Annotated in this window: 27 protein-coding genes; 13 read left to right on the top strand and 14 right to left on the bottom strand. The window is 54.6% G+C overall.

Features of this window, described 5'->3' with window-relative positions; genetic code table 11:
* Positions 1-1,362 carry a M48 family metallopeptidase gene (locus FHI25_RS12995; RefSeq protein ID WP_210518432.1) on the bottom strand — a complete coding sequence of 454 codons (1,362 nt, stop codon included), beginning with the start codon at positions 1,360-1,362 and terminating at the stop codon, positions 1-3.
* Between the two features lie 18 nt (positions 1,363-1,380).
* Positions 1,381-1,725, bottom strand: a complete 345-nt coding sequence (locus tag FHI25_RS12990) for a YbjQ family protein (RefSeq protein ID WP_210518422.1) — start codon at positions 1,723-1,725, stop codon at positions 1,381-1,383.
* A 259-nt stretch (positions 1,726-1,984) separates the two neighbouring features.
* On the opposite strand from FHI25_RS12990, the gene FHI25_RS12985 reads away from it, so the two are divergent.
* From FHI25_RS12985 to cysS, 3 genes are all read left to right on the top strand, one after another.
* Positions 1,985-3,661, top strand: a complete 1,677-nt coding sequence (locus FHI25_RS12985; protein ID WP_210519161.1) for an NAD+ synthase — start codon at positions 1,985-1,987, stop codon at positions 3,659-3,661.
* 14 nt (positions 3,662-3,675) lie between these two features.
* Positions 3,676-5,028, top strand: a complete 1,353-nt coding sequence (gltX, locus tag FHI25_RS12980; RefSeq protein ID WP_210518420.1) for a glutamate--tRNA ligase — start codon at positions 3,676-3,678, stop codon at positions 5,026-5,028.
* Positions 5,029-5,095: 67 nt separating this feature from the next.
* A complete protein-coding gene (gene cysS, locus FHI25_RS12975) occupies positions 5,096-6,472 on the top strand; it encodes a cysteine--tRNA ligase (RefSeq protein ID WP_210518418.1) in 1,377 nt (458 codons plus the stop codon).
* 71 nt (positions 6,473-6,543) lie between these two features.
* Here the strand turns inward: cysS and FHI25_RS12970 are convergent, their stop codons facing one another.
* On the bottom strand, positions 6,544-6,936 hold the full coding sequence (locus FHI25_RS12970; RefSeq protein WP_210518415.1) for a carboxymuconolactone decarboxylase family protein: 393 nt from the start codon (positions 6,934-6,936) through the stop codon (positions 6,544-6,546).
* Positions 6,933-7,307 carry a MerR family transcriptional regulator gene (locus FHI25_RS12965; protein ID WP_210518405.1) on the bottom strand — a complete coding sequence of 125 codons (375 nt, stop codon included), beginning with the start codon at positions 7,305-7,307 and terminating at the stop codon, positions 6,933-6,935. Before FHI25_RS12965 ends, FHI25_RS12970 begins: the two co-directional genes overlap by 4 nt.
* Before the next feature lie 208 nt (positions 7,308-7,515).
* On the opposite strand from FHI25_RS12965, the gene FHI25_RS12960 reads away from it, so the two are divergent.
* The 3 genes from FHI25_RS12960 (at position 7,516) to FHI25_RS12950 (ending at position 10,667) form a co-directional block, all read left to right on the top strand.
* On the top strand, positions 7,516-8,457 hold the full coding sequence (locus FHI25_RS12960; protein ID WP_210518402.1) for an aldo/keto reductase: 942 nt from the start codon (positions 7,516-7,518) through the stop codon (positions 8,455-8,457).
* 24 nt (positions 8,458-8,481) lie between these two features.
* On the top strand, positions 8,482-9,198 hold the full coding sequence (locus FHI25_RS12955) for a hypothetical protein (RefSeq protein WP_210518399.1): 717 nt from the start codon (positions 8,482-8,484) through the stop codon (positions 9,196-9,198).
* A gap of 167 nt (positions 9,199-9,365) precedes the next feature.
* Positions 9,366-10,667, top strand: coding sequence for an MFS transporter (locus FHI25_RS12950; protein WP_210518397.1), 1,302 nt, complete (start codon positions 9,366-9,368; stop codon positions 10,665-10,667).
* Between the two features lie 15 nt (positions 10,668-10,682).
* Here FHI25_RS12950 and FHI25_RS12945 read toward each other — a convergent pair whose 3' ends face one another.
* The 3 genes from FHI25_RS12945 to FHI25_RS12935 form a co-directional block, all read right to left on the bottom strand.
* Positions 10,683-11,339, bottom strand: coding sequence for a LysE family translocator (locus tag FHI25_RS12945; protein WP_210518395.1), 657 nt, complete (start codon positions 11,337-11,339; stop codon positions 10,683-10,685).
* A 121-nt stretch (positions 11,340-11,460) separates the two neighbouring features.
* Positions 11,461-12,156 carry a DsbA family oxidoreductase gene (locus FHI25_RS12940; RefSeq protein WP_064782103.1) on the bottom strand — a complete coding sequence of 232 codons (696 nt, stop codon included), beginning with the start codon at positions 12,154-12,156 and terminating at the stop codon, positions 11,461-11,463.
* 153 nt (positions 12,157-12,309) lie between these two features.
* On the bottom strand, positions 12,310-12,558 hold the full coding sequence (locus FHI25_RS12935) for a hypothetical protein (protein WP_008891599.1): 249 nt from the start codon (positions 12,556-12,558) through the stop codon (positions 12,310-12,312).
* Positions 12,559-12,895: 337 nt separating this feature from the next.
* Here FHI25_RS12935 and cimA point away from each other — a divergent pair, with 337 nt between their 5' ends.
* The 3 genes from cimA (at position 12,896) to rpsD (ending at position 16,354) form a co-directional block, all read left to right on the top strand.
* On the top strand, positions 12,896-14,509 hold the full coding sequence (cimA, locus tag FHI25_RS12930; protein ID WP_064782185.1) for a citramalate synthase: 1,614 nt from the start codon (positions 12,896-12,898) through the stop codon (positions 14,507-14,509).
* 192 nt (positions 14,510-14,701) lie between these two features.
* Entirely contained in the window at positions 14,702-15,484 is a 783-nt protein-coding gene (locus tag FHI25_RS12925) for an RNA methyltransferase (RefSeq protein ID WP_063087426.1), read from the top strand.
* Between the two features lie 252 nt (positions 15,485-15,736).
* On the top strand, positions 15,737-16,354 hold the full coding sequence (rpsD, locus tag FHI25_RS12920; RefSeq protein WP_063087428.1) for a 30S ribosomal protein S4: 618 nt from the start codon (positions 15,737-15,739) through the stop codon (positions 16,352-16,354).
* An 87-nt stretch (positions 16,355-16,441) separates the two neighbouring features.
* Here rpsD and FHI25_RS12915 read toward each other — a convergent pair whose 3' ends face one another.
* From FHI25_RS12915 to FHI25_RS12900, 4 genes are all read right to left on the bottom strand, one after another.
* On the bottom strand, positions 16,442-18,652 hold the full coding sequence (locus tag FHI25_RS12915) for a mechanosensitive ion channel family protein (RefSeq protein ID WP_210518393.1): 2,211 nt from the start codon (positions 18,650-18,652) through the stop codon (positions 16,442-16,444).
* A 201-nt stretch (positions 18,653-18,853) separates the two neighbouring features.
* On the bottom strand, positions 18,854-19,189 hold the full coding sequence (gene grxD / locus FHI25_RS12910) for a Grx4 family monothiol glutaredoxin (RefSeq protein ID WP_044827586.1): 336 nt from the start codon (positions 19,187-19,189) through the stop codon (positions 18,854-18,856).
* 93 nt (positions 19,190-19,282) lie between these two features.
* The gene (gene rarD / locus FHI25_RS12905; protein WP_210518391.1) at positions 19,283-20,191 is read right to left on the bottom strand and encodes an EamA family transporter RarD; all 909 of its coding nucleotides are present in this window, start codon (positions 20,189-20,191) and stop codon (positions 19,283-19,285) included.
* Between the two features lie 182 nt (positions 20,192-20,373).
* Positions 20,374-20,607: a BolA family transcriptional regulator gene (locus tag FHI25_RS12900; protein ID WP_044827588.1), complete on the bottom strand. Its 234-nt coding sequence runs from the start codon at positions 20,605-20,607 to the stop codon at positions 20,374-20,376.
* 324 nt (positions 20,608-20,931) lie between these two features.
* On the opposite strand from FHI25_RS12900, the gene FHI25_RS12895 reads away from it, so the two are divergent.
* The 3 genes from FHI25_RS12895 to FHI25_RS12885 all read left to right on the top strand — a co-directional run bounded on the left by FHI25_RS12895 (position 20,932) and on the right by FHI25_RS12885 (position 22,963).
* Positions 20,932-21,426 (top strand): glyoxalase superfamily protein, encoded by a 495-nt coding sequence (locus tag FHI25_RS12895; protein ID WP_210518389.1) that lies wholly within the window; start codon positions 20,932-20,934, stop codon positions 21,424-21,426.
* Positions 21,427-21,497: 71 nt separating this feature from the next.
* Entirely contained in the window at positions 21,498-21,878 is a 381-nt protein-coding gene (locus tag FHI25_RS12890; RefSeq protein ID WP_210518388.1) for a DUF123 domain-containing protein, read from the top strand.
* A 47-nt stretch (positions 21,879-21,925) separates the two neighbouring features.
* On the top strand, positions 21,926-22,963 hold the full coding sequence (locus tag FHI25_RS12885; RefSeq protein WP_210518386.1) for a hypothetical protein: 1,038 nt from the start codon (positions 21,926-21,928) through the stop codon (positions 22,961-22,963).
* A gap of 13 nt (positions 22,964-22,976) precedes the next feature.
* Here FHI25_RS12885 and moaA read toward each other — a convergent pair whose 3' ends face one another.
* The 3 genes from moaA to FHI25_RS12870 form a co-directional block, all read right to left on the bottom strand.
* Positions 22,977-23,975 (bottom strand): GTP 3',8-cyclase MoaA, encoded by a 999-nt coding sequence (gene moaA / locus FHI25_RS12880; protein WP_210518384.1) that lies wholly within the window; start codon positions 23,973-23,975, stop codon positions 22,977-22,979.
* Between the two features lie 222 nt (positions 23,976-24,197).
* Complete coding sequence (locus FHI25_RS12875) at positions 24,198-25,010, bottom strand: hypothetical protein (protein WP_210518382.1); 813 nt, start codon at positions 25,008-25,010, stop codon at positions 24,198-24,200.
* Between the two features lie 156 nt (positions 25,011-25,166).
* On the bottom strand, positions 25,167-25,352 hold the full coding sequence (locus FHI25_RS12870) for a DUF3553 domain-containing protein (protein WP_008891614.1): 186 nt from the start codon (positions 25,350-25,352) through the stop codon (positions 25,167-25,169).
* A 282-nt stretch (positions 25,353-25,634) separates the two neighbouring features.
* Here FHI25_RS12870 and FHI25_RS12865 point away from each other — a divergent pair, with 282 nt between their 5' ends.
* Entirely contained in the window at positions 25,635-26,240 is a 606-nt protein-coding gene (locus FHI25_RS12865; protein WP_008891615.1) for a histidine phosphotransferase family protein, read from the top strand.
* Positions 26,241-26,302: the final 62 nt, after the last annotated feature.

Raw genomic sequence — 26,302 nt, 5'->3', positions numbered from 1 at the left:
CTAGTGTCCTGTATTGGTAAGGTTGAATTGGTGGCGGTCTTCAAGCGCGCTTGCCGGGATTTCACCGGTCCGCATAAGAAAATTCTCAAATGCGATTTGAAGATCAACCGGTTCCCCGATGGGAAGACCCTGTTCGCGTGCCATATCCTCAAGTCGTTCCACCCGATCACGCGGGTGCGGATGGGTTGAAAGATAATCCAGCAAACTGCGGTCGCCTTGAAGCTGTCCCAGCTTTGCAAAGGTGGTGGATGCCTCTGCGACATGGCCGTATTTGGCCATCAGGATGCGCAGGCTCCAGTCATCGGCATCGAGTTCCTGACTTCGGGAATAGTCCCGATCAGCCAGAAGTTTCGGCCAGCTTGCCGCCCAGGTGGTCAGAACCGCATCGGTCTGAAACATCATGGCCGAAAGTGCGACACCAACGACTTCACGGCCAATGCCTTCAAGGTGATCGCGTCCGTTGTAATGACCGATTTCATGACCAAGGATCGACAGCAACTCGTTCTCGGTATCGACCAGTTCAAGCATCCCGGTATGAACAAGCATCAGGCCACCGGGCAATGCCGCGGCATTGGGACTGTCATCGGGGATTATCAGAACGTCAAAGTCATAATCCTTTGCCGGGCCAATGGCCTCCTTGGGGATGGAATTGACCAGATCAAGAAGATAGCGTTCCGGCAGGCTGCGTTCATAATCTTCGCGATGTTCTGCGATCAGTCCGGGTTCAAGCTCCGACCAGATGGCAACTTCTTCCTGAACCGAAATGCTGTTTGCCGCCCACTCAACTGCCATGCCGCTTGCCGTATAAATCCCCCAGCAAATCAGAAGGAACGCGATACTGCCCGACGCAAATTCGGCCAAAAGATTGCGGTGCGAAATATTCACCCCGTCATCGGGAAGGGCAGATGGACGCCCGCCCGTCGGGCGATGATCGGTATAAAGGGCGGTACCGGAAACGATCACCTCGATCATGCCACGTCCAAGTTCGGCAGAATCAAAGCGTAAACCGATAATGTGACTTGCACCCTTGGCATTGGTGCGAAGCCGCAAGATCGCCTCTCGCTTGGCCCTGGTGACGGTGGCTTCGTGTGCAGCCAGTCGACCGCCGACGAAAATGCGCAGGCGGGCCAGAAGATTGCGAAAACGGTCTTCGGCAATGACGACCTTGCCGGTCACCAGTTTGCTGTCATGCAACGTGATGTCATCGGGAACTGCATCCCCGGAATCAAGATATTGATGGGGCAGTAATGCTTCGTCGCGTCTGAGCGCGCGTTCATGTGCCCCATCGGCCAAGCGGCCGGTTATATAAGCGATTCCGATCAGGATGGTCAGGGCAATTCCCGGAAGAAACAGATCTTCCATGGTATTGTGCCCGCCCTGTTATTTCAGTCGTACGGCTGTGCCGTATGCGAAAATCTCAGCCGCCTTGTAGGCCACCTGTGACGTTGCGAAATGCACATCCACAACGGCGTCGGCATCCAACTTTTTGGCTTGGGCAATCAGGCGGCTGGTGGCTTCCTGCTGGGCGTCTTCCAAAAGGCGGGTATACGAACGTACTTCACCCCCGAACAGGTTTTTCAGCATCGCAAAAATATCAAAAAGGAAGTTGCGGCTGCGCACGGAACTGCCAAAGACAATGCCAAGGTTTTCAGTGATTTCGCGGCCTGGAATATGGGAAATGGTTACCGCTGCCATCTCGGCGGCCGCATTGGGGCTGTGGGTCATGTTGTTTGCTCGTATTTTAATTTGTGTTTATTGCCGTGTTTTCACGGTCGCGTGCAATAGATCGGGACGAGGCCGGTTTTGCAAGTCATTATCAACACGCTAAGTCTTTGATAAGAATAAATTCACGCTCAAAACCAACGTGCTTGCCGGTTTCAAAGATTTGCATTTCTGCCATGCAAGAATGGTGATCTTGTCTGAAACATGGGATATTGCGCATTCCGCAATTGACAGCGCGCAGGGGCGATCCTATTCCAACATCATGACAAAGAAGCTTGCCATTGCGATTGCCCAACTCAACCCGATTGTCGGTGATGTCACCGGGAACCGGGACAAGGTTGTGGCTGCCTGGGAAACTGCGGCCGATCAGGCTGCGGACGTGGTTCTGTATTCTGAACTGGTGCTGTCGGGCTATCCGCCCGAAGATCTGGTAATGAAGCCGGCCTTCATGCGCCATCTGCATGACGCGGTCGAATTCATCTGCGAACACACGGCCAAACGCAAAGATGGTCCGGCCTTGCTGTTGACCACGCCATGGGAAGTCGATGGCACGCGTCATAATGCGGTGTTGGTGATTGATCAGGGCAAGATCGTTGATGTGCGCGCCAAGAATGATTTGCCCAATTATGGTGTGTTTGATGAAAAGCGCGTCTTTGCCGCAGGCCCGATGCCGACCCCGATTTCATTCAAGGGTGTGAAGCTGGGTGTGCCGATCTGTGAAGATGTCTGGACGCCGAACGTTGTTGCCCATCTGGCGGATGCGGGGGCAGAAATCTTCCTTGTGCCGAACGGATCACCGTTTGAAGCCGACAAGGATGATTTGCGCCGCAAGCTGATCGAGGATCGGGTGCGCGAAAGCGGCAAGCCGATGATTTATTGTAACGAAGTCGGCGGTCAGGATGAACTGGTGTTTGACGGCGGATCATTTGGCCTGAACGGTGATGGATCGCTTGCCGTGGCCCTGCCTGCCTTTGCCGAGGATGTGGTGCTGACCACCTGGCAACAGGATGAAAGCGGTAAATGGCGTTGCACGGATGACGCACCGAAGGTTGGCTATCCCACCGGGCTTGATGCGATCTATCAGGCGCTGGTTCTGGGCCTGCGCGATTACGTAAATAAAAACGGTTTCCCCGGTGTTGTGATCGGCATGTCGGGCGGGATCGATAGTGCGCTTTCGGCGGCGGTTGCGGTGGATGCGCTGGGCTCGGATCGTGTGCGTCTGGTGATGATGCCATCGCCTTATACCTCGGCCGAGAGCCTTGAGGATGCGGAGCTTTGCGCAGGCATGCTCAAGACCAGGATCGAGAGCATCAATATCGGTCCGGCCATGGCTGCGTTCGAACAGATGCTCGCCCCCGCATTCGAAGGCCGCGATGCCGACATTACCGAAGAAAACATTCAGGCCCGTTCGCGCGGGATTATCCTGATGGGGCTTTCAAACAAGTTTGGCCACATGGTCCTGACCACCGGCAACAAGTCGGAAATGTCGGTTGGTTATGCCACGCTTTATGGCGACATGTGTGGTGGCTATTCGGTTCTGAAAGACCTTTATAAAACGACCGTGTTTAATCTGTGCCACTGGCGCAATGAACATAAACCGGTCGGGGCTGTTGGCCCGGATGGCATGGTGATCCCGGAACGGATTATCACCAAGCCGCCATCGGCCGAGCTTCGCCCGCATCAGAAAGACGAAGATAGTCTGCCGCCTTATGATGTTTTGGATGATATCCTGCATCAGATGATTGAAGGTGAGCGGTCTGTTCGCGATATCGTGGATAGCGGTCACGATGAGGCAACAGTACGCCGGGTCTGGCGGTTGCTGGATCGGGCGGAATATAAACGCCGTCAGGCACCCCCGGGGGTCAAGATCACCCCGCGTGCCTTTGGCCGTGACCGTCGCTATCCGATTACCAATGGTTTCACGAACCTTGTTACGTGATTGAAAAGTTTGAAATGACAAAACCTGTTCTGCGATTTGCCCCCAGCCCGACCGGGCTTCTTCACGTCGGTAACGCCCGTGTGGCGCTGATGAACTGGCTTTATGCCCGTAAATCAGGCGGGAAATTCATCCTGCGCTTTGACGATACCGACCCGGTACGCTCTAAAGACGAATATGTCGATGCGATCCGTGAAGACCTTGCCTGGCTTGGCATCGACTGGGATCAGGAAGAACGTCAAAGCCTGCGTCAGGATAAATATGACGCGGCGATTGATGACCTGAAAAAGCGTGAATTGCTTTATCCGTGCTACGAAACTGAAGGTGAGCTCAACTGGAAACGCAAGGCCGCCCGCCAGCGTCACCAGCCCTTCATCTATGACCGCAAGGCATTGACGCTGTCTGATGAAGAAATTGCCGCCCTTGAGGCCGAAGGTCGCAAGCCGCATTGGCGTTTCCTTCTGACCGACGGCATGGTCGAATGGGATGACCTGACACGCGGGATTTGCTCGTTTGATACCGAACATGTGTCTGACCCGGTTCTGATCCGCGAAGACGGATCGTTGCTTTATATGCTGGGCTCGGTGGTGGATGACCTTGAAATGGGTGTTACCCACATCATCCGCGGCGAGGACCATGTGACCAACACCGTGTCGCAGATTCTGCTGTATTTGGCGCTTGGCGGAAAGCCGGGTGCGCTTGAATTTGCCCATATGCCGCTTTTGGCGGGGCCGGGTGGCTCGCAGCTTTCGAAACGTCTAGGTAGTCTTTCACTGCGTGAATTGCGCAATGACGGGTTTGAGGTCGAGGCGCTTGTTGGTCTTCTGACCGGTCTTGGGGCGTCGGACAAGATTGAGCCGGCGAACCTTTCCCAAGTGCTTGAGAAGTTCGATCTTGATCATTACGGCCGTTCCACGCCGAAATTCGATCCGGCCGAACTGGCAAGCCTCAATGAAAAAGTCATTCACGAAATGTCGTTTGAGGCCGCCAAGCCAAAGCTTGAGGCCGCTGGCATGGCAGATGCTGATGAGATGTTCTGGAATGCGGTGCGCGGCAATTGCTGGCGCGTGGCAGAGGCACTGGAATGGTGGGATGTGATCCACAAAAACGTCATTCCGGAAATCGATGCCGAGGATGCCGAGTTCCTGAAAAAGGCCGCCGATATGCTGCCGGAAGGTGAACTTGATGGCACCAGCTGGAAAACCTGGACCACAGCACTTAAGGAAGAAACCGGCCGCAAGGGTAAGCAGCTTTTCATGCCGCTGCGCAAGGCGTTGACCGCGCGTGAACATGGTCCGGAAATGTCGACGATGCTGGTTCTGATCGGGTCTGAAAAGGCGCGTGACCGGTTGTGTGGGAAGGCGGTCTAAGCATCTGCTTTGATCGCCGGAAAATGCACGCATTTGACCCGATAACACAGCCAAACGGACGTTTGAAATGACCAAAACCCTTCGCATCTTTGATACGCTCACCCGCGAAAAGCAGGTGTTTAAGCCGATTGATCCTGATCACGTGCGCCTCTATGTCTGCGGCCCGACAGTCTATGACTATGCCCATGTCGGCAATGCCCGCCCGGTGGTGGTGTTTGATACGCTGGTGCGCGTGCTGCGCCATATCTATCCCAAGGTAACCTATGTGCGGAATGTCACGGACGTTGATGACAAGATCAACGCACGTGCCAAGGAAAGCGGCGAGCCGATTTCCGAAATCACCAAACGCACCCATCAGGCCTATCTGGAAGATATGGGCGCACTTAATGCCGCCAAGCCTGATATCGAACCGCGCGCGACCGAACATATCGCTGAAATGATCGCCATGTGCCAAAGCCTGATCGAACAGGGCTTTGCCTATGCCGCCGAGGGCCATGTGCTGTTCTCGGTCGAGGCGTTTGATGATTATGGCAAGCTGTCGCGCCGTGACCGCAAGGAAATGATTGCCGGTGCGCGTGTTGAAGTGGCGCCGTACAAAAAAGACCCGGCGGACTTCGTTTTGTGGAAACCGTCGAGTGATGACATTCCGGGATGGGATAGCCCGTGGGGCCGTGGGCGTCCGGGTTGGCATATTGAATGCTCTGCCATGTCGACGCGGTATCTCGGTGAAAACTTTGACATCCACGGCGGTGGTTCGGATCTGGTGTTCCCGCACCATGAAAACGAACTGGCGCAAAGCTGCTGCGCCAATAAGGGTTCCAGCTACGCCAAATACTGGATGCATAACGGCCATCTGATGGTCGAAGGCGAAAAGATGTCCAAGTCATTGGGCAACTTCGTCACCGTGCATGAGCTGCTTGAAAAATGGCCGGGTGAGGCGATCCGTCTGGCGATGATGGGAACCCATTATCATCAGCCGATCAACTGGACCGAAGAAAACCTGCGTCAGGCCAAAGAGGCGCTTGATCGGTTCTATACCGCGCTTCGACAGAGTGCCGATGTCACGCCGGAAAATATGCCGGTGCCGCGTGCGGTGCTTGATGCGCTGTGTGATGACCTTAATACGCCGCTTGCGATTTCGGAATTCCACAACCTTGTGACCAAGTTCAACAAGGCGGAAAAGAAGTTCGAACGTGCTGAAGCCAAGGGTGAAATCCTTGCTGCGGCCAAGCTTTTGGGCATTCTTGAAGCGGATCCCGAAGACTGGTTCACCGGATCAGCCGATGAAGACGAGGCGGCTGAAATCGACGGGCTTATTGCCCAGCGTGCGGATGCCAAGAAGAACAAGGATTTCGCAACGGCGGACAAAATCCGTGATGACCTTCTTGCACGCGGCATCATCCTTGAAGACTTCAAGGATGGGACCAGCTGGAAGCGCGTTTAACGCCCAGCTGCCACGAAAATGATAAAAGGCCGCAGGTATCGCTGCGGCCTTTTTCGTTGATAGTCGGATAATCAGGCGGCCTGATCCATTTCATCAAACAGCTCTTGTGCCGCATTCAGGCCGTTGATTGCGGCTGGAAGGCCGCCATAAACGGCCATTTGCCAGATGGCCTCAACAACTTCCGTGCGGGTGGCTCCTGCGGCCAGGGTGTGGCGAATATTTATCTTGAGTTGCGGGGAGGTTTGACCACCGAGCACGGTTAGGGCCGAAATCGTGCAAAGCTGCCGGGTTTTAAGATCAAGTCCCGGGCGTGCATAATGACGCCCATAGCCCCATTCAACCAGTGTTTCTGCAAAGTCAGATACCAGACCGTCGTATTTTTCTGACAGTTGGCCTTCAAGTTCCGGGTTCAGAATGGCCACGATTTTGCGACCAGCTTCCAGGGCGGATTTGGTTTCGGTCATTTTTTAGGGTCCTTTAATGGCGCACCCGTCGTGTCATAATTGGCAATTTTGGCATCCAGGACATCAAGCGTTTCGGTCAGACTTGCAATACGGGTTGCAAGATCGTCGCGATAGGTTTGAAGCAAGGACCTTCGGGCTTCGATCGTACTGTCACCCTCGGCGCGCAGCCGGGCATATAGCACCCGGTCGCGAATTGGCATCCCGAGATCCCTGAGCCGACCAAGAAAGTCGAGCCAGCGCAAAACATCGCGGTCATAGAACCTACGTCCGCCGGGGTCGCGGTCTGCATTTGGTAGAAGGCCGATCTTTTCGTAATATCGAAGGGTGTCGATGGAAAAACCGCTTTTTTCTGCCACTTCGCCAATCATCATGACGGGCACCTTTGTGTTGAAGTTATTCAATGCTGCATCAGGCTAAGAGCTGGAGCGCACTCTAGGTCAAGCAGTATTTTGCGAAGCCGTGTGATTTGGCGAGAAAGGCTTGAAAGTACCTAAGGTTGCGGCAGGGCAGAATTCTGCCCAAATCTTGATGGATCATGTTTGAAGATTGGTCCGAAGCAACGAAAAGGTGCTCTAAGCCATGTCTGAATTTGACCGCCGAGGGTTTCTGAAGGCTTCTGCCTCATTAGGCGCGCTTGGCCTTTTGGCGTCGGGTGTCCCGGCGTGGGCGCAGGGAAGCTCCGATGCGCGCGCATCGGAAGTATTGCAAAAGCAAATCCCGTCAACCGGCGAAGAAATCCCCGCTGTCGGGCTTGGAAGCTGGATCACGTTCAATGTCGGCCAAGACATTGAGCTGCGCAATCAGTGCGCGGATGTGATGTCGGCGTTTTTTGATGCCGGTGGCCGCATGATTGACAGCTCGCCGATGTATGGTTCTGCCCAGGATGTGATTGGCTACGGGCTTGATAAGCTTGGTGCGCGGGATCGGGTGTTTTCGACCGACAAGGTCTGGACCGCGGGCGATGGTGCCGAACAGATCGCCGAGACATCAGATCGGTGGAAGGTCGAGCAGTTTGACCTTTTGCAGGTCCACAATCTGTTGGGCATCAATGAAAACCTACCGCTTCTGTTTCGGATGAAGGATGAGGGGCGGTTGCGCCATGTCGGTGTGACGACTTCGCACGGGCGACGTACCGAAGACCTGATCGCGGTGATGAAGAACGAACGGCTTGATTTCGTGCAGGTGACCTATAACCCGATAGACCGCAAGGTTGAGGACTACCTGCTGCCACTGGCATATGATCGCGGCATTGCGGTGATTGTGAACCGGCCGTTTCGTGGCGGCAGCCTGACGGAGCGTCTGGAAGGCCAACCGTTGCCGGAATTTGCCGCCGAACTTGAAGCCAAAAGCTGGGCGCAGTTGATTTTGAAATATCTGATAGCCCATCCGGCGGTGACCTGTCCGATCCCGGCCACCACCAAACCGGCGCATGCGGCTGAAAACATGGCGGCCGCAACCGGGCCTTTGCCCGATGATAAAATGCGCGAACAGATCGCCGCTGTCATTGGCGTACTGGTGTGATCAAGGCAATCGGGGGCAGACAGCATGACTGAATGGTGGGATTACGGACTGGCGGATTTGTTGCTGTTTTCGCCGCGTGTCTATTACCGGCTGTTTGAAACCATGAACACCACCTGGTGGCTGGTGGTTGCCAGTGCGCTGATTGCCGGGTTGATCGCATCGGGCCTTGCCGTGCGTCACGGTTTTCGCGGCAACCGGGTTATTCTGGTGTTGTTGGCACTTGTCTGGGGCTGGTCGGGCTATGGCTTCCTTTGGCAATATTATCAGCCGATCAATTGGGCGGTGCCTTATCTGCTACCGGCCTTTGCCCTGCAGGTGGTTTTGTTTGCCATCTTTGCAGCGCGTCCGTTGCCGCTTCGTTTTGGCTGGCGCGGGGATTTGTCGTGTTATATCGGGGCGTCTCTGGTTGCCTTTGCGCTGATTGTCTATCCGTTTATTGGCCTGATTGAAGGGCGCGACTTGGTGCAAGCCGAAATTTTTGGCAGTGCCGCCGATCCAACAGCGCTTGGCACGTTGGGTTTTGTGCTGCTGTCGCGTGGCACTTGGCGGTGGGTTTTGTTGCCGGTTCCCCTGGCGTGGTGCGTGATATCGGCAGGCACGCTTTGGGTGATGGATCAGTATGTCGCGTATTTGATGCTAGCCGCCGTCTGGGTGACTGTTTTTTGCGGCTGGCTTGATCTTAAAAACGGGGTCACCACTAAACGCCTGACCGAGGCCGAGATCAGAGACCCGGCAGCTTAGGCCAAAAAATCCCCTTCATACCGAAAAAAGTCTGGAAACTGAATGTGATCAGTGGTTTCGTACTTTTTGCTGAGACTTGTCATTTGTCTGAACCAACACGACATCAGACCAAGGCGCGCTGAGCTCACAGACAGTCCGGTAATCCCCAAAGTGCGAAAGGGCGATTCATGATCCAGGTTTTAACCAGTGTCTGGGCACTTCTTATTGGAGTTGTCCTGATCATGCTGGGCAATGGCATGCATTTCACCCTGATCGGTTTGCGCGGCGGGATTGAGGGTTTTTCCTCTGCCGAACTGGCGATTGTCACATCGGGTTACTTTGCCGGTTTCCTGTCGGGCGCGCGCATTACACCGCGCATGATCAAGCGGGTTGGCCATGTGCGCGTCTTTGCCGCACTTGGCAGCTTTACCTCGGCCGGGTTGATTGCCTTTCCTCTGATTGCCGAGCCATGGGCATGGACGGCGTTGCGCGTGATCTTGGGCTTTTGCATGTCGGGGATCTATGTGACGGCGGAAAGCTGGCTTAATGATGCCTCGACCAACGAAACCCGCGGCAAGGTTCTGTCGGCTTATATGATTGCCCAGACGCTTGGTATTATCGGTGCACAGGGGCTTTTGACGCTTGGCGATGCCGCGAACTCGGCCTTGTTTATTGTTGCGTCCATTCTGGTCTCGATTTCCTTTGCCCCGATCCTGCTGTCGGCCTCGTCCGTGCCAGTGACCGAGGCGGCCCGTCCGATGGGGCTTAGGGAACTGTTTGCGGGGTCGCCGCTCAGTACCGTGGGCATCTTCCTTTTGGGGTGTGTGTATGCCACCCAGACCGGTATGGCGGCGGTTTATGGCACCCAGATTGAAATGACGACCGTGCAGATCGCGACCTTTGTTGCGATGCTGTTTGCCGGTGCGTTGGTGTTTCAGTATCCGATTGGCTGGTTGTCGGACCGCATGGATCGCCGCAAGCTGATTTTTGGTGCGGCGGCAGTTGCCATGTCGGCCTGTATGCTTGGCTGGCTATCAGGTAACCAACTGGTCTTTATGATGTGTGCAGCCTTTGTCGCAGGCGGCATGACCACGCCGCTTTATGCGCTGTTTCTGGCCTACACCAATGATTTCCTGTCGCTTGAGGAAATGCCTGCGGCATCAGGTGGTCTGGTTCTGACCTTCGGGGTGGGGGCAATTCTTGGCCCGTTGATTGCCGGTTGGTCGATGGAAAATTTGGGCCCGCAGTCGTTCTGGCTGGTGCTTGCCGGGACGTTTGCGGTGATTGCGGTTTACGCGCTTTATCGCATGACGCGCCGTGAGGCCCTGCCGGTTGAAGAAACCGAAAGCTATGTCAGCGTTCTGCCGACGGCATCCCCCATGGCGGTTGAAACCGCCGGGGTTTGGGCGGCTGAGCAGGCCGAGGCCGCCGCAGAAGAAGCCGAAGCAGAAAAGGCCGAGGCTGCAGAAGACAAGACGCCCAAGGCATAGCCTTTCACTGACAGCTTAGCGGTTGAACAACAACCGTAGCCCGACGGCTGCAAAGAACACACCAAGCAACCCGTTGATCCATCCGGCTGCGCGGCGATAAATAGAAATCGCCGGAGCGGTGGAAAAGGCGGTGGCATACAGCAAATGAATGCTGGTGGAAATCAGACCACAGCCAATCACAATCGCCGCCCCGACCCAAAGCGGGGCACCTTCGTGAAAGCCGATTGAAATGATGGCGATCCAGGTCAGGATGGCCTTGGGATTGGTCAGGTGAAGTCCCAATCCGCGAAAATAATACCCGCGACCGGATATCTTTCGGGCGTCAATGGCGTCGGCAATGTCTGATGTGGTGGGTGGTTTGCGAAATGCCGTGCGAAACGCCCGATAGGACATCCACAGCAAATATAACCCGCCAAAAATCCGGATGGCCGTCATCGCATCGGCATAGGTGGCAAGAACAGCCGACAGCCCAGTCAGGGTCAAAAGACCGATCGAAAACGATCCGGTTCCAATGCCAAGGGCAAAATGTTGACCAGCACGACGGCCCTGATCAAGCGACACGCCCATCAAGCCCAAAAGGGCCGGGCCGGGGCTAATCAGGCCGACAAGCAGGGCTGCATAAGACAGCAATATTCCAGGCAGATATTGCCCAAACTCGGCAAGGCTGATCATGGGGCGTTTCCTTGTGTGGTGGCAAGATCAGCCTAGATCGGTATTTGAGTTCTGTCGAGGGCAACGAAAAAGCCCGATCCAATGGACCGGGCTTTGTTCATCTGTCTGCACTTGGGCCTAATCAGGCGTCGTTTTGTGCTTCGGCAAGGATTTCATCACCCTGACGCGCGATTTCCGAAAGGGCCTGTTCGAACACTTCTGGTGGGTGGCCGCCGGAAATGGCGAATTTTCCATTGACCACATAGGTTGGTACCGAACTGATGCCGGCATCGCCAAATTCGTCTTCCTCGGCGCGGACTTCCTTGGCGAATTCGTCGCTGGCAAGGATTTCGGCGGCGCGTTCCGGTGAAAGGCCAACTTCCTCGACCGCGCGTTTCAAAACACCATGGTCGGCGGTGTTGTCACCGCCCTGGAAGTAGGCGGCAAACAGGTTGAGTTTAAGCGCGGTCTGCTGGCCGTATTCGCCTTCCTTGCCCGCCCAGTACAAAAGGCGGTGGGCGTCAAAGGTGTTATAGATGCGTGCATCTGACCCGAAATGGATCGGGAAGCCGACATTTTCGCCCATCATGGTGATGCGGGCGCGGTTATCGGCACTTTGATCGGCGGTCAGGCCGTATTTTTCGCTGATATGTTCCGACAGGTCCTGGCCTTCGGGTGGCATATCGCGGTTCAGTTCGAACGGATGCCAGCGCAGGGTGACGTCAATTTCGCCGTCCAGGCGGCTGATGGCATCTTCAAGGTTCTTGTACCCGATGATGCACCACGGACAGACAACGTCCGAAACAATGTCGATCTGCATGGGAATGGCTTTGGTCATTGGATTAGGCTTGCCTTGGATTATGTAACGTTGTGCTACCCCAACACATAATCGACATGGCGTCAAACGCAAGGAAAAGCCGGGGCGGACGCTTATTCGAAGGGCAATTCATTAGTTGTATCTGATTTTGCGGGCATGGTTACCCGCCGGTCATCAGGACGATTGCCGCCGGGCGTTATCAACCATGTATTCGGCAAAAGTTTCAAGGATTGGGCAAGACCAGTCCGCACGGGTCAATTCCCCGTCCCGTTCCCAGTCGCCATACCAACGTTCATCGATGTCACGGAATATGATGTAGCGGGCAAAACGGTCTGATGCAGTCCAGCAATTGCGACCGGTACGTTCCCACGTCAGGCCGGCAAGCATCATGATATCAACGCTGGTGGGGGCGTCATTTGCCATTTTTATTGTCCTTGGACGTCGCGCGATCATTAGCTTTGTTCTACATGTGCAGGGATTTGATCAAGCGTACTACAACCTAGGATAAAGGTAATCATCGCATAGTGGTGGTTGCAACCATTCAAGGGGACAGGTCGGCTATCCTAAAGATGGGTAATTTGTTGAAATAGAGCAGAAATTATCGTCGGAATGCCAATTTGAGTAATGCTGTTGCGCTGCTGTCTGTTTTGCGGCAATTTGCCAGACCCGCAAAAGACATGAAATCATGAGCCTTGCGAACAGAATAGCGGCGGCCAAAAACGGCCGCGGCACCCGAGACGATCGATCAGTTGGAATGAAAATGTCAGACAAGCGCGTCTATCTCTATGACAGTACCTTGCGCGATGGGCAGCAGACCCAGGGCGTGGATTTTTCGGCCGCGGACAAGACCGCGATTGCCAAGGCACTGGACGAACTGTCGATTGACTATATTGAAGGCGGCTGGCCGGGGGCAAACCCGACGGATGATGCATTCTTTGCCAATCCGCCCAAACTCAAGAATTCCAAACTGACCGCCTTTGGCATGACCCGCCGTGCCGGGCGTTCGGCATCAAACGATCCGGGGCTGACCAGTTTGGCACAGAATGCACCGATTGTTTGCATGGTCGGCAAAAGCTGGGATTTTCAGGTGACCGAGGCGCTCGGGATCGAGCTTGATGAAAATCTGGCGATGATCTCGGACTCAATTGCCCATCTGAAAACCAAGGTTTCCGAAGTCATGTTCGATGCCGAGCATTTCTTTGATGGTTACAAGGCCAACCGGGACTATGCGCTTGCCGCGATCAAGTCGGCCTATGAAGCCGGTGCGCGCTGGGTTGTTTTGTGTGACACCAATGGCGGCACACTACCCGACGAGATTTTTGACATTGTCACCGATGTCTGCCGCCAGATCCCTGGCAGCCATGTTGGCATCCACTGCCACAACGATACCGAGAATGCGGTCGCGAACTCTTTGGCCGCCGTACGTGCCGGTGCGCGGCAGGTGCAAGGTACTTTGAATGGCCTTGGTGAGCGGTGCGGCAATGCCAACCTGATTTCGATCATTCCGACGCTGATGCTCAAAATGGGCTATGACGTTGGCATTTCCCATGACCAGCTGACCCATTTGCGTCGCATTTCGCACATCCTTGATGAGCGGCTGAACCGTGAACCTCTGCGTCAGGCGGCCTATGTCGGTGACAGCGCCTTTGCCCACAAGGGCGGCTTGCATGTTTCAGCGGTTGAAAAGAACCCGACCTGTTACGAGCATATCGAACCGCATCTGGTTGGCAATCAGCGCCATATCCTTGTTTCCGATCAGGCGGGCCGGTCCAACATCCTTGCCCGTTTCCGCGAGATCGGCGTTGAAGTTGATCCCAAATCCGAAGCCGTCGGCAAACTGGTTGAGACCGTCAAGCGCCGTGAGTTTGATGGCTATGCCTATGACGGGGCCGAGGCCAGCTTTGAATTACTGGCGCGCAAGGCCATGGGCGAGCTTGATCGGTATTTCCGGGTGACGTCTTTCCGTGTGATTGACGAACGCCGCTGGGTTGATGAGCAGGACGAACAGGTCATCACCATGAGTGAGGCCACCGTCAAAGTCGTGGTTGGCGATGATCAGTTCATGTCGGTCGCCGAAGGCAATGGCCCGGTTAACGCGCTTGATGCGGCCCTTCGTAAGGTCCTTTTGACCGTGCCGGAATACCGCGATGCGGTCGAACAGATCGAACTGATCGACTATAAGGTCCGCATCATAACCCGCGGCGATGGTACGCGTGCGGTGACCCGCGTCATGATCGAAAGCCGCGATGCCGAGGGCAATAACTGGGCGACGGTGGGCGTTTCGACCAACATTATCGAGGCGTCCTATAACGCGCTTCGCGATTCCATCACCTATAAACTGTTCAAATCCGGTGTGCGCAGTCAGCACGCCTGATGATGTGATCGGATATCAGCCAAATATATGCAGCCGGGCCATATCAAGGTCCGGCTGTTTTCGTTTCAATCCGGAGGCTTAAATCTGGAGGCTGGCGCGAACGGTTGGCTTTTGCTAAGTAAGCGCCAATATGGACGGGGACGCCCGAAAAACAGCTTCTATGCCTTCCTTTGACGACCGGAGAATACCGCGATGAGCGAGCCTATCGGCAGTGCCAAGCCTGAAACAGGAGGGATTGCCAATCCGCCCGTAATCATTCTGATTGAGCCGCAGCTTGGCGATAATATCGGCAAGGCCGCGCGCGCGATGCTCAATTGTGGTTTGGTGGATTTGCGTCTGGTGCGGCCGCGTGATGGCTGGCCAAATGAGCGGGCAACCGCCAATGCGTCAGGTGCCGATATCGTCATCGACAACACCAAGGTGTTTGAGCGCGAAGAAGATGCGCTGGCCGATCTGAATCGGGTTTACGTCACCACCGCGCGCACCCGTGATGCCATCAAGCCGGTCTTTACCCCCAAGGGGCTGGCACCGGAAATGCGTGCTGTGATCGGGCGTGGTGAAAAGGTCGGCGTGATGTTTGGTCCGGAACGCACCGGCGTTCGCAACGAACATATCGCCATGGGTGATGCGGTCGTCACCGTGCCGCTTAATCCCGGTTTTACGTCGCTTAACCTAGCCCAGGCGGTTTTGTTGATCGGCTATGAATGGTGGCAGGCGGGCGTTGATGTGCCCGATTATCAATTGATGATGGCGGATACCTTCCCTGCGACCAAGGATGATATGGAACGCCTGTTCCTTCATCTTGAAAGCGAACTTGATGAGTCGGGGTTCTTTCGGGTGGCGGAAAAGCGCCCCGGCATGGCGCGCAATATTCGTAACATCTTTAACCGTGCCAATCTGACCCATCAGGAAGTCCAGACTCTGCGCGGGATGATTGTTGCCATGCGCGGTGGCAAGCACAAGCCAAAGGACTGATTTTCCACCCGATTGCCAATCGCGGTGCAGGTGGGGTGCCATTCAAGCAGAACTCGGCAGAAATGCAGGGCTTCCATGCGGGATGGCGGGCGCGATTAATGTTTGACTCTTGATCAATCATCTCTATATTGCGCCTCACTTCCGAGAAAGTGGGTCGAAACATGTGGTTTCGTCCCCGTTCCGCATGCTCAGGTTTGGGCGGCTGGAAACTATCGGGACAATAAGTGATCTTTAAAAAAAGAGAGTTACAAAATGTCGAAACGTATTGCTGCAAAGCATAAGATTGACCGCCGCCTTGGTGTGAACCTTTGGGGCCGTGCAAAATCGCCGCTGAACAAGCGCGAATATGCACCGGGCATGCACGGCGCAACCCGCCGTAAGAAGCCGACCGACTATGGTACCCAGCTGTTTGCGAAACAGCAGCTCAAAGGCTACTACGGCTCGATCTCTGAAAAACAGTTCCTGCGCTACTACAAAGAAGCATCCCGTCGTCCGGGTGATACCTCCGAAACCCTCGTTGGTATTCTTGAGCAGCGCCTCGATGCGGTTATTTACCGCATGAAATTCGTTCCGACCGTGTTTGCGGCACGTCAGTTCGTGAACCACGGCCACATTCTTGTTAACGGCAAGAAAGTAACCATTCCGTCCTACCTGGTTCAGGAAGGTGACGTTGTTGAAGTGAAACCTGCTTCGCGCGAAATCCCGATGGTTATGGAAGCTGCCAACCTGAACGAACGTGACGTTCCGGAATATCTCGACGTTGACGCGAAGGCCTTCAAAGGTACCTTCGTTCGCGTTCCGAAATTCGCAGAAATTCCGTACCCGGTTCAGATGCAGCCGAACCTGGTCATCGAATTCTACTCGCGTTAATCCTTACGGATTTCGCGACGAACCGATACGAAGACGCCCGCTGGAAACAGCGGGCGTTTTTGTTTGTCTGCGTTCTGGGCAACGCGATCAGGCGGGCGGTTTGTTCAGTTGCTCGGATGCCTGCTGGGCGGCGGCGGCAACCGCTTCCTGTTTTTGTTCAGGTGTGGCATCTGGCGGCACATCGACCTTGACGTTGCGCGAGGCCATCTGGATGCCGTTTTCCTTGAACATGGCGAGAACCCGCTGATAGACGGTCTTGCGGATGGTGAATTGTTCGCCGGGTTTTGATGTGTATTTCAGCCCGATCACCATGTTGAATTCTTCCATCCGGCGCACGCCCTGGGATTTCAGCGGTTCGATGAAGCTGTCGCCAATCAGCGGATCTTCCAGAAGCTCTGCCGCCAGCTTCTTGACCAGTTTCTTGATCTTGTTGACGTCGGTTTCAAACGGCACACGGAATTCCAGTTTGACGATCACCCAGTCGCGGCTGTGATTGACGATGGATTTGATCTCGCCAAACGGGACGGTCTGAAGTGGGCCACGATGATGGCGCAACTGCATGGACCGGATGGAGATGTTTTCGACCCGGCCACGCAGATTGTCGACTTCGATATATTCGCCAAGCCGAAACGCATCATCAAGCAGGAAGAACACACCGGCCACCACATCGCGCACCAGCGCCTGACTGCCAAAGCCAAGGGCAAGGCCGACAACGCCGGCACCGGCAATCAGTGGCCCGATATCAACGCCCAATGATGACAAGGTCACCATTGCCACCATGATGACAATCACGGTCAGCGCGAAGTTTTTCAAAAGCGGCAAAAGGGTTTCAACCCGCGAAAGCCCGGTGCCACCGCCTTCATCGCCGGCATTGCCCGTTGCTGAGGCGCTCATGCGTTCATCAAGGAACGTCTTGATCAGCGACCAGATCAGATCGGCGATCAGAAGGATCATGATGATTTCGGTCGAGCTATCAATGATCCGGGCAATGATCCCGGCATCATCGGCCTGAGCCAACCGGTCAAAGCCCCAGATGCGCCAGATACTTGCCAGCACAAACACCAGTGCCAGAAGCCGCACACCGCGTTTAAGCACCTTGGTAAAAACAGGTGCCTTGGGCTTTATTGGTTCAAACACTTCGTCATGTTCATGGGCCGCCGCCTCTGCCCTGGCATTGTGCTCTGCGGCTTCCTGTTCGGCCACTTGCAGCTTCTTGCGATGCTGGCTTTCGATGATGTTGCGAAACACCACGTCAAACAAACAGGCAAGCCCGATGGCAAGCAGTGCCTTAAGGATGCGTTCGGCACCAATGATTGCCACCCCGCCCACCAGAATGAACCAGCCACAGACAATCATCGGCCACAGACGGGCAATCGATGTTGGCAGGGCCATCTTCTCGACCTCGGCACTTGCCGCATGGCTGGCAAAGAACCGGCCAATTGACAACGTGACCGCGCAAAAGGCGACGACAGAAATCACCACGGCCGCATCAAACAGGATGATATCACCCGAAACCATGGTCGGCGCGGCACCGAACACATTGGCCAAGGCAAAGGCAAACAATGATATCCCCACCGCCCAGGTCAGGCGTTTGGTCAGCACGGTGGCGGCCTGCGGATCGACATTGATCATGCGAAGACCTTCTGCCTTGGGCGCAAACAGGAACTGCAACACGATGATCAGGACACGCAGGGCAAAGAACGCCATCAAAAGCGACATCACGGCCGATTTCATGATTGGCGGCCAGTCAAACATCATGAACGCGCCAAGCGATCCGATGGCAAAGACAAGCAGAGAAAACAGCGACAGCGCACAAAGCCCAACCATGTGTTTAAGGCGTTCCGAGAATTTCCGGGGGCTTTGCGATTCAAGATAGGCACAGGCCGGTGCCGAAAGACGGCGATAAATCACCTCGGCCAGGATACCGACACCAACGAAAATGACGGTAAACAGCAAAATACGCATCAAGCCGGTCTGGCCAAAATCGGTCGACAGCAAGGCCCGTGTGGCATCGAGTTCTTCTGGAAAGGCATCAAGGCCGGACATGGTTTCAGCAATGCGGGCCTGGGTGCGGGTGACGCCTTCTTCAAGGAAGCCATAATAGCTGAAGGTTTCGGCAACCACCCCATCTTCGGGAAGTTCTGTGGCGGGTTCTGATTCGTCTTCTGAGCCGCCCTCTGAGCCGCTTAGGGCGGTAACGACCGCCATCTGGGCTGCTGTGGGCGGGATGGGCAAGGCAAACCAGATTGCAAACAGCCAGATCGCAAAACATGCCATTGTTTTGATTGCCGGTTTCATGCCTGTGATTTCCCCTGTGGCGCAAATTGCAGCATGCCCTAAAGATGGGGAATGTCGATCAAACCATCAAGAAATAGTTTTATCCAGAACAGGATATGATCGCATTTGGCGAGTTTTCCGGAAGTCCGGGCACAAAAAACGCGCTGGCAGAAAACCTGCGCAGCGCGTTTTGAATGGGGTCAGGCCTTATGCCTTCTTGCCTTAGGCGGCAACGGCAACGCCCTTGTCTTTAAGGTGCTGGGACAGCTCGCCGCTGGCGGCCATTTCACGCACGATGTCGCAACCACCAAGGAACTCGCCCTTGACGTAAAGCTGCGGAATGGTCGGCCAGTTGGAGAAGTCCTTGATGCCCTGACGGATCGCCGGGTCGACCAGGACATTGATATCCTTGAACTGAACGCCAAGCTCGGCCAGGACCTGAACAACAGCGGCAGAGAAGCCGCACTGCGGGAACATTGCGGTACCCTTCATGAACAGGACGACGTCATTGTCATTAACGTCTTTCTGGATGCGCTCGAAAACCGGATTGTCGGTCATGATGATTGTCCTTGGCTTTGGGCGGTGATCTCTCGACCGCGAATACGGAGTAAACTTTTATGGCCGAAGATATGGCTGGAACCTGTGGTTCTGTCAACTCTTGGCGCGATTTTGTCGTGCGGTGCGCAGGTTGTCCCAGGTGAAAATAGCCAATCCGAACCAGACCAGCCCATAGGTGACCATGTGCGCTTCGGTGAACGCTTCGCCAAAGATCATAACAGCCACAAAGAATTGCAGCGTCGGATTGAGATATTGCATCAATCCAAGGGCGGAAAACTTCATATTGCGCGCGGCATAGGCAAACAGCACGAGCGGTGCGGTTGTGCAGACCCCAAGTCCAATCAGAAGCGCGTCTTCGACTGGCCCGATATTCCCGAATGTCATCTCGCCGTTATAGGTCAGCCAGCCCAAATAACCGAGTGCGAGTGGCGTAATCAGAATGCATTCGACAAACAGCCCGGCAATCGGATCGGCCGGAACAAATTTTCGAATGACGCCGTAAAATCCAAACAGGGTCGAAAGCCCAACCGCCACCCATGGCATGTCGCCATAAAACACCAGAAGGTTCAAAACCCCGGCAGCACAAATCGCGACAGAAAGGATCTGTATCCGGTTGAGTTTTTCGGCAAAGAAAATCCGGCCAAGGATCAGCATGATCAGCGGCATGATATAGTAGCCAAGGCTGGCTTCAAGGGCATGGGCGCTGTTGACCGCCCAAATGTAAAGCAACCAGTTGCCCGCGACCAAAAGACTTGAGAGAAACAAAAGCCCGATGGTGCGGGCCGATGAAATCAGTTCCCAAAGCTTCTTGCGTCGGCCCAGCACAAAGACCAGCAACAGGGTCAGGGCGGCAGACCAGACAATTCGGTGCGACAGGATTTCAAGCGGGGTGGCAAAAGCGACCTGTTTGAAATACAGGCCGAAAAATCCCCAGAAGATAAAGGCACCAAGGCCTGCGAGGGGGCCGGGACCGATCAATGCCGGTTTTTCCTGAGACGACATGGGGCAGGACCTAACGTATAGCGGTGGTCAGTTAATTGGGGCGTTGTGACCGGCCGCTACGTTTTTGGACCAGTTCAGTGTGCTCTGAAAGTCGTTGAGGGCCGAAATGAAACGGCCCTCGAAAAAGTTTGGCAAGGCGGTCGTGGTGGTGGCGAGGTGGCGCTGCCTTGCAGATGGTATGATCAGTCCGGGGCAGAGGTTTGCAGGGCCAGCGCATGCAGATCACCGCCCATTTTGCCCTTGAGCGCGGAATAGACCATTTGATGCTGAACCACGCGGGTTTTGCCGCGGAACTGTTCGGAAACGACAATTGCCGCATAATGATCGCCATCGCCGCGCAAATCCTCGATGCGGACCTGTGCATCGGGCAGGGCTTCCTTGATCATGCTTTCGATTTCATAGGCTTCCATGGCCATGGCGCGTATTCCTCATGGTTGATCGGCGCAATATTCGGGACCGCCGATATGACTTGTTTTCACTGGTATATGTCGTTGTTAAGGGGGCTGTCAATTTTTGTGAAACGCCCGTTATCCGGTGATAACAGGCTCATCCGACGGAGGATGTGCCCCTTGTATTTCTGACGGTATTGGGCTAACACGCTTTTTGAAGGTTGCGCACGCCTGCCGTCCGCACGGTTTATACCGTTGGTAAAGTGCGTTGAATGAATTTTTCGGACCCGTTTCCCGATCAGGGTACGGCCCGGCAATGCGGACCCCCGGCCTCCTGCGTGGAGACGATCTATGACTTCCAATACGCTCAATATCGCTCACACCGATATTCAGTCTGAACCGACCGACGCGCTTAAGGCACAGGCCAAACGCCTGCGCAAAGCACTGGCGGCGCGTGATGTGTCCGTTTCACATGCCGGTTCGCTTGAACTGCTCGCACAAAGCCACGGCTATCGTGACTGGAACACAGCTGTTGCCATGGCACGGCGTAATATCCCGACCAATGTGTCGGACCTTGGCATCGGCAAACGTTTTGCCGGGTCCTATCTGGGGCATGCGGTGACGGGGCTTATCCGTAGTATCACCGCTACCCCGACACCCGGTGTCTTCCGGGTCGAGGTGCATCTGGATGAACCGGTCGATGTGGTGGCATCAAAGCGTTTCACCGGTTTTCGCCAGCGCATCGGTGCACGGATCAACGAGCATTGTGAACCGGTGCTGACCAACGGCATGGCCGGACCCGGACTTTCGATTGATCTGTTGCTGCGAGAGTCTCCTGACGCGTGAGCACGTTTTTCCCAGAGATAAATGACCAAACCCTCCGGCAGCTTCCCAAAGTTGCCGGAGCTTACGTTCTGGTGATCGAACTCGAAACTGACCTGACGCTTCAAAACAAACGTTTCGCCGGGATCACCCTTGCCAAAGGAACCTATCTTTATTGCGGCTCCGCCAATGGCCCGGGAGGTATCGCCGCCCGCGTAAAACGCCACTGCAAGGCGACCAAGAAACCCCATTGGCATGTCGATGAACTGACGTCAAATGGGTTCGGACGGGTTGTGTCGGTGCTGGTGGTGCCGGGTGGGAATGAGTGTGAATTATGCGCTGCCTATCAGGAAACGGATACACAGGTTCCGGTTCCGGGATTTGGCAGTACTGATTGCGTAAGTTGCCATTCGCATTTGCTGGTGGTTCAGAGCTTCGAACTTACTTGGCAACCATTGGTTGCTTGTGCGCCCTAGAGTGAGCATTATTGATTTCTAATCTCATAATCAGAGAGAAGTAAGCTGTGGCTGGAATTCAAGGAAGTTGGAATGGGCGTATTGTCGGGACGCATCCAGGAAACGTCTCTTTAAAGCTTGATGAAGAAGGGAGAGGCTTGCTGAGGCTAAAGGAGGCCGACTTTAGTGAGGTCTTGGCATTCCGTGTTGAGGTTAAGAGTTTTCCTGACGGGCGACTTGACTTAACCGGCTATCGAGTTGATCCGGTTCCGGAGAGCGGTGCTGGTTCCTTTAATGCTGTAGGAGAAGTTGACAGCGAGGGGAATTTTCGCGGTGAATGGAACACAGATAACAATGCCGCCGGCGACTTTCTGCTTTTCCCATCTAATCTCAAAGAAGAACCGAAAAAGTCCATTCCTGCTGTGAGCTTAAGGATGGAGAGGCACGAGTTTGGTGCTGTTTCATTTAGTTTCAGCGAACTAGTAAGGCTATTCGAATCTATTCAGAATGAATTTCAAGCGCCTGTGTTTATTTCATTTAAGCAAGGTGTTCATAACATTCTTTCTTTGAGCAACTTTAAGGAAGCCGATTTTGAGCCCGATATGGCAGACTTTGTTACTATTAGGGGAGCTGAACCGTCAGACGCTGGCCTAAATAAGGTTATTCAGGTGGATTTTGGGCAGAAACAGAATGTTCTGACTGTGCAAGGGCCGGATGAAAATTGGACCTTCGCGACTTTTGAGCGGCTTCGAAGACGCATTAAATCGAAGGAAGACTTCTACGTAACCTACGCGAAAAGATACGTTGGAGATTTGAACTTCTTACTGTTTTGTTTGGCGCTTGTTTTTCTAATGGGCGTACAAAACGATATTCACAGATACGTATCAATGCTCGTGGTGATATTGGGGATTTCATCACTCACTTTTTACAACAAAAAAATACTTAGAAACTTCAAATGTTGTTTTGGAGAGCAGAACTCGGCTGAAACTCGCGGCATCAAAGGGGCTGTATTTTCGAAAGTGGGTTCGTTGCTTTTTACCGTTGTAGACGGTCTTTTGGTCGCCGCGGCGTTGTGGGCAATCAAAACCTATTTTGGTATACTGTGAAGCGGTTTAGTTCTTAGCCCCCGGTCATACTCATATGCCGACCAACAGCCGGTTTCTGGCCTTTGCGATCAATCACAAAATCATGGCCTTTGGGTTTGAGGTCCATGGCAGCATCAAGCATCTGATCAAGGGCACGCGGGTCGCCGGTACGAAGGGCGGCGCGCAGGTCAACGTGGTCTTCCTGACCAAGGCACATGTAAAGGGTGCCGGTGCAGGTCACGCGCACACGATTGCAACCTTCGCAGAAATTATGGGTCAGCGGCGTGATGAAGCCAAGACGTCCGCCGGTTTCGGCCACCGTGGTATAGCGGGCCGGGCCCGGGGTGACATATTCGGACGGTATCAGGGTGTATTCCTGTTCCAGACGTTCACGCACAGCGGTCAGGGGCAAATACTGATCGGTGCGGTCACCGTCAATGTCGCCAAGCGGCATGGTTTCGATCAGGCACAGGTCAAACCCTTCCTTGCCACACCAGGAAACAAGGCGTGACATTTCGTCTTCGTTGAAATTGCGAAGGGCGACGGTGTTGATCTTGATCGAAATACCGGCCTGTTTGGCGGCCTCAAGCCCGGCCAGCACCTGTTCAAGGCGGCCGCGACGGGTGATTTCGGTGAATTTCTGGGAATCCAGACTATCAAGCGAGATGTTCAGGCGCTTCACACCAAGGCGGGCCAGATCATCGGCATAGGTGGTCAACTGGCTGCCATTGGTGGTCATGGTCAGCTCATCAAGCGCGCCGGTTTTTAGATGGCGAGAAAGATTGGCAATCAGATCCATGATGCCCCGGCGTACCAGCGGTTCGCCCCCCGTCAGGCGCAGTTTGCGCACGCCACGCGTGATGAAAGCCGTGCAGAGCTGATCGAGTTCTTCGAGTGAAAGAACATCGGATTTTGGCAGAAATGTCATGTTTTCCGCCATGCAATAGGTGCAGCGGAAATCGCAGCGGTCGGTTACCGAGACGCGCAGGTAAGAGACATGTCTGCCATATTTGTCGATCAGCGGTTTGGTCATGGTGGCGTTTCAAAGGTGTTGTTGAGTTTCCGGGCTTTTTGCAATCGTTGTGAGGCGAATGTGGCACAGCAGACGGGGGTTTGACCAGTCTGTTTCGATCTGTGGTGTTCACCTTTCCGTCAGGTGAAAACGATATAAGCCACGATTCGATAACAGATCGCAGCTCATATATTCGTTCGTTAAGGGGTAACCGTCAGGTAACGGGTGCCCGCAGGTCCACCATCACTTTGGTAATTTGGCGACGTCCGCATCAATGCATTTGACCACTTCGCGCAGCGTGGCGACGTTTTCGCGGCCCATCCGCGCGACCAGTTCGGCGGACTGTTCCGGCACGGCAAGCGTTTTGCGCACGTCGGCAAACAACGCATCAAGCAGGCGGATGCAGTGGGTTTCGGTAAATTCCCAACGTTCTTCGCCATGGACCATGTTGTCATTGACCAGCTGGATCAGCCATTTCTTGCGGTGTTCATAGTTGCTGAAATGCAGCGCCATGCGGGCAAACACCAGATTGACCCGCGACCGGACTTCCGGGGTTTTCGCCAGATGATCCCAGTATTCGGAAGGATTGCGCAACTCGTCATCATCATTGGCGTGGGCTTCGATGATTTCGTGAATTTCGCGATCGATTTCCTGAAGCATGTCCATGCCGACCATCATGCGGATGACCTTGAAGAAAGGCTGCAGGATGGTGCGGGACAGAGCGCCGTGTTCGGTATCGCCGGCTGCGTTGCCTTCAAGCAGATGATCAAAGCGCGAGACCAGCAGACGTCCGAACGGATCGTGGCGCAGGGCAGCATGTTCGCGGGTCTTGATCGCTTCGAGGTCGCTTTCAAGGATCGCCCATGCATTGTCGAACAAATCTTCGTTGTCGCGCAGGCTATTGAGCGATTTCAGGATCTGTTCTTCGGTAACGGAACCGCCATGGTTGCGGGCAACATGCACAAGGCCCTGGGCAAATTGTTCCAGCACGGTAAAGGCCGCGACGTGGTGGCGCTGTTTAAAGCTGTCACGCGGTGGTTTATTGGCTGCGATCATGGGCTTCGAAACCTTCTTAAGACTGTTGTGCTCGTGTCAGGTTCATCTATCGAGTGTGTGATAGAGTCCATCTTGTATGGTGAATTGATTAACAATTCGATCCGAGCAATCCATGTGCCAAGCGTTGCCTTCAAGGACCGGTTGCAGGAAGGGCGCTTATTCGTAGCCCGCCGCGGCTTCGACAATTTCCAGAACGACATAGCGCTGGCGGATGATCTGGCGACCGGCCTCTTCGAAATTGACAGCGATTCGATCTCCGTCAACGGCCTGAATGCGGCCCAGTCCCCAGTCCGGTTGATTGGGATGACGCACGATGGCGCCTGGCGTCAGCAAGAAATCCATTGGGTGCTCTGTATCCTGTGTTGCTGGCTTCAATATAGGTCGTTTGCCGAGGTCGCGCAATTTGCGGCTGCGTGTTGCGGACCCGATATCGCCAAGAGGCAAAATTTGCCGGGTCGGAAAAGCCTGATTTTCGAGCGTGCTAAATAAGCTCTTAATATATCGGCGGCAATCTTGTGGCTTCTGCGAGTGACCTGTTCGGTCAGAACGGACCATTCGGGAAGCGCATTGTGTCTTGGGGCACGATGTTGTGACGATACGCAAAGACCTTGGAGAGCCCGCGCTATGGAAGAGGATGCCACCCTTGAACTGACCTTGATCGAACTGATCAGTTCGCGGATCTGTCATGATCTTGTCGGTCCGGTCGGGGCGGTCAATGCCGGGGCAGAACTGATGGGGGAAGACGGGGTTAGCGACGATGAGGCGCTGGCACTCATGCGCAAAAGTGGTCTTGAGGCCGCACGTCGTTTGCAACTGTTCCGGTTGGCCTTCGGGCGTGCGGGCAGCAGTGCCGATACCGCCGCGATGCGAGAAGCGGCAAAACAGACTTATGCGGCCGAAGGGAAGGTCACACTTGATTGGCCGGATCTTCCGATTGATCCATCTCACGGGCGAATCGTATTGAACATGGTTATGCTTGCCCGTGAAGCTTTGCCGTTCGGTGGAACGCTTTCGGTTATGCGCGACTCCGGTAAAGTAACGGTTCTGGGCGAAGGCAAACGCGCTGCCTTGCGCCCTGAAATCATGAATGTATTGGAAAAAGAAGTTTCTACTGATGCACTCGATCCGCGCAATGTTCAGGCGTTTTTCTTGCGGAAACTGGCTAAACTCGGGGGTGGAGTGCTTTCGGTCTTGCAACAGGACGGAAATATTGCATTGATCTATGGATAAAAATTTGACCGGCAGGTCTGGTAATGGCGTGCAATAGCTTCTACCTAAGATACCGAAGTATA

The organism is Thalassospira sp. ER-Se-21-Dark, assembly GCF_017922435.1.
Classification (GTDB): Bacteria; Pseudomonadota; Alphaproteobacteria; order Rhodospirillales; family Thalassospiraceae; genus Thalassospira.
Note: the sequence above shows the minus strand (reverse complement) of the source record. Positions and strands in the feature narration are given on the sequence as shown.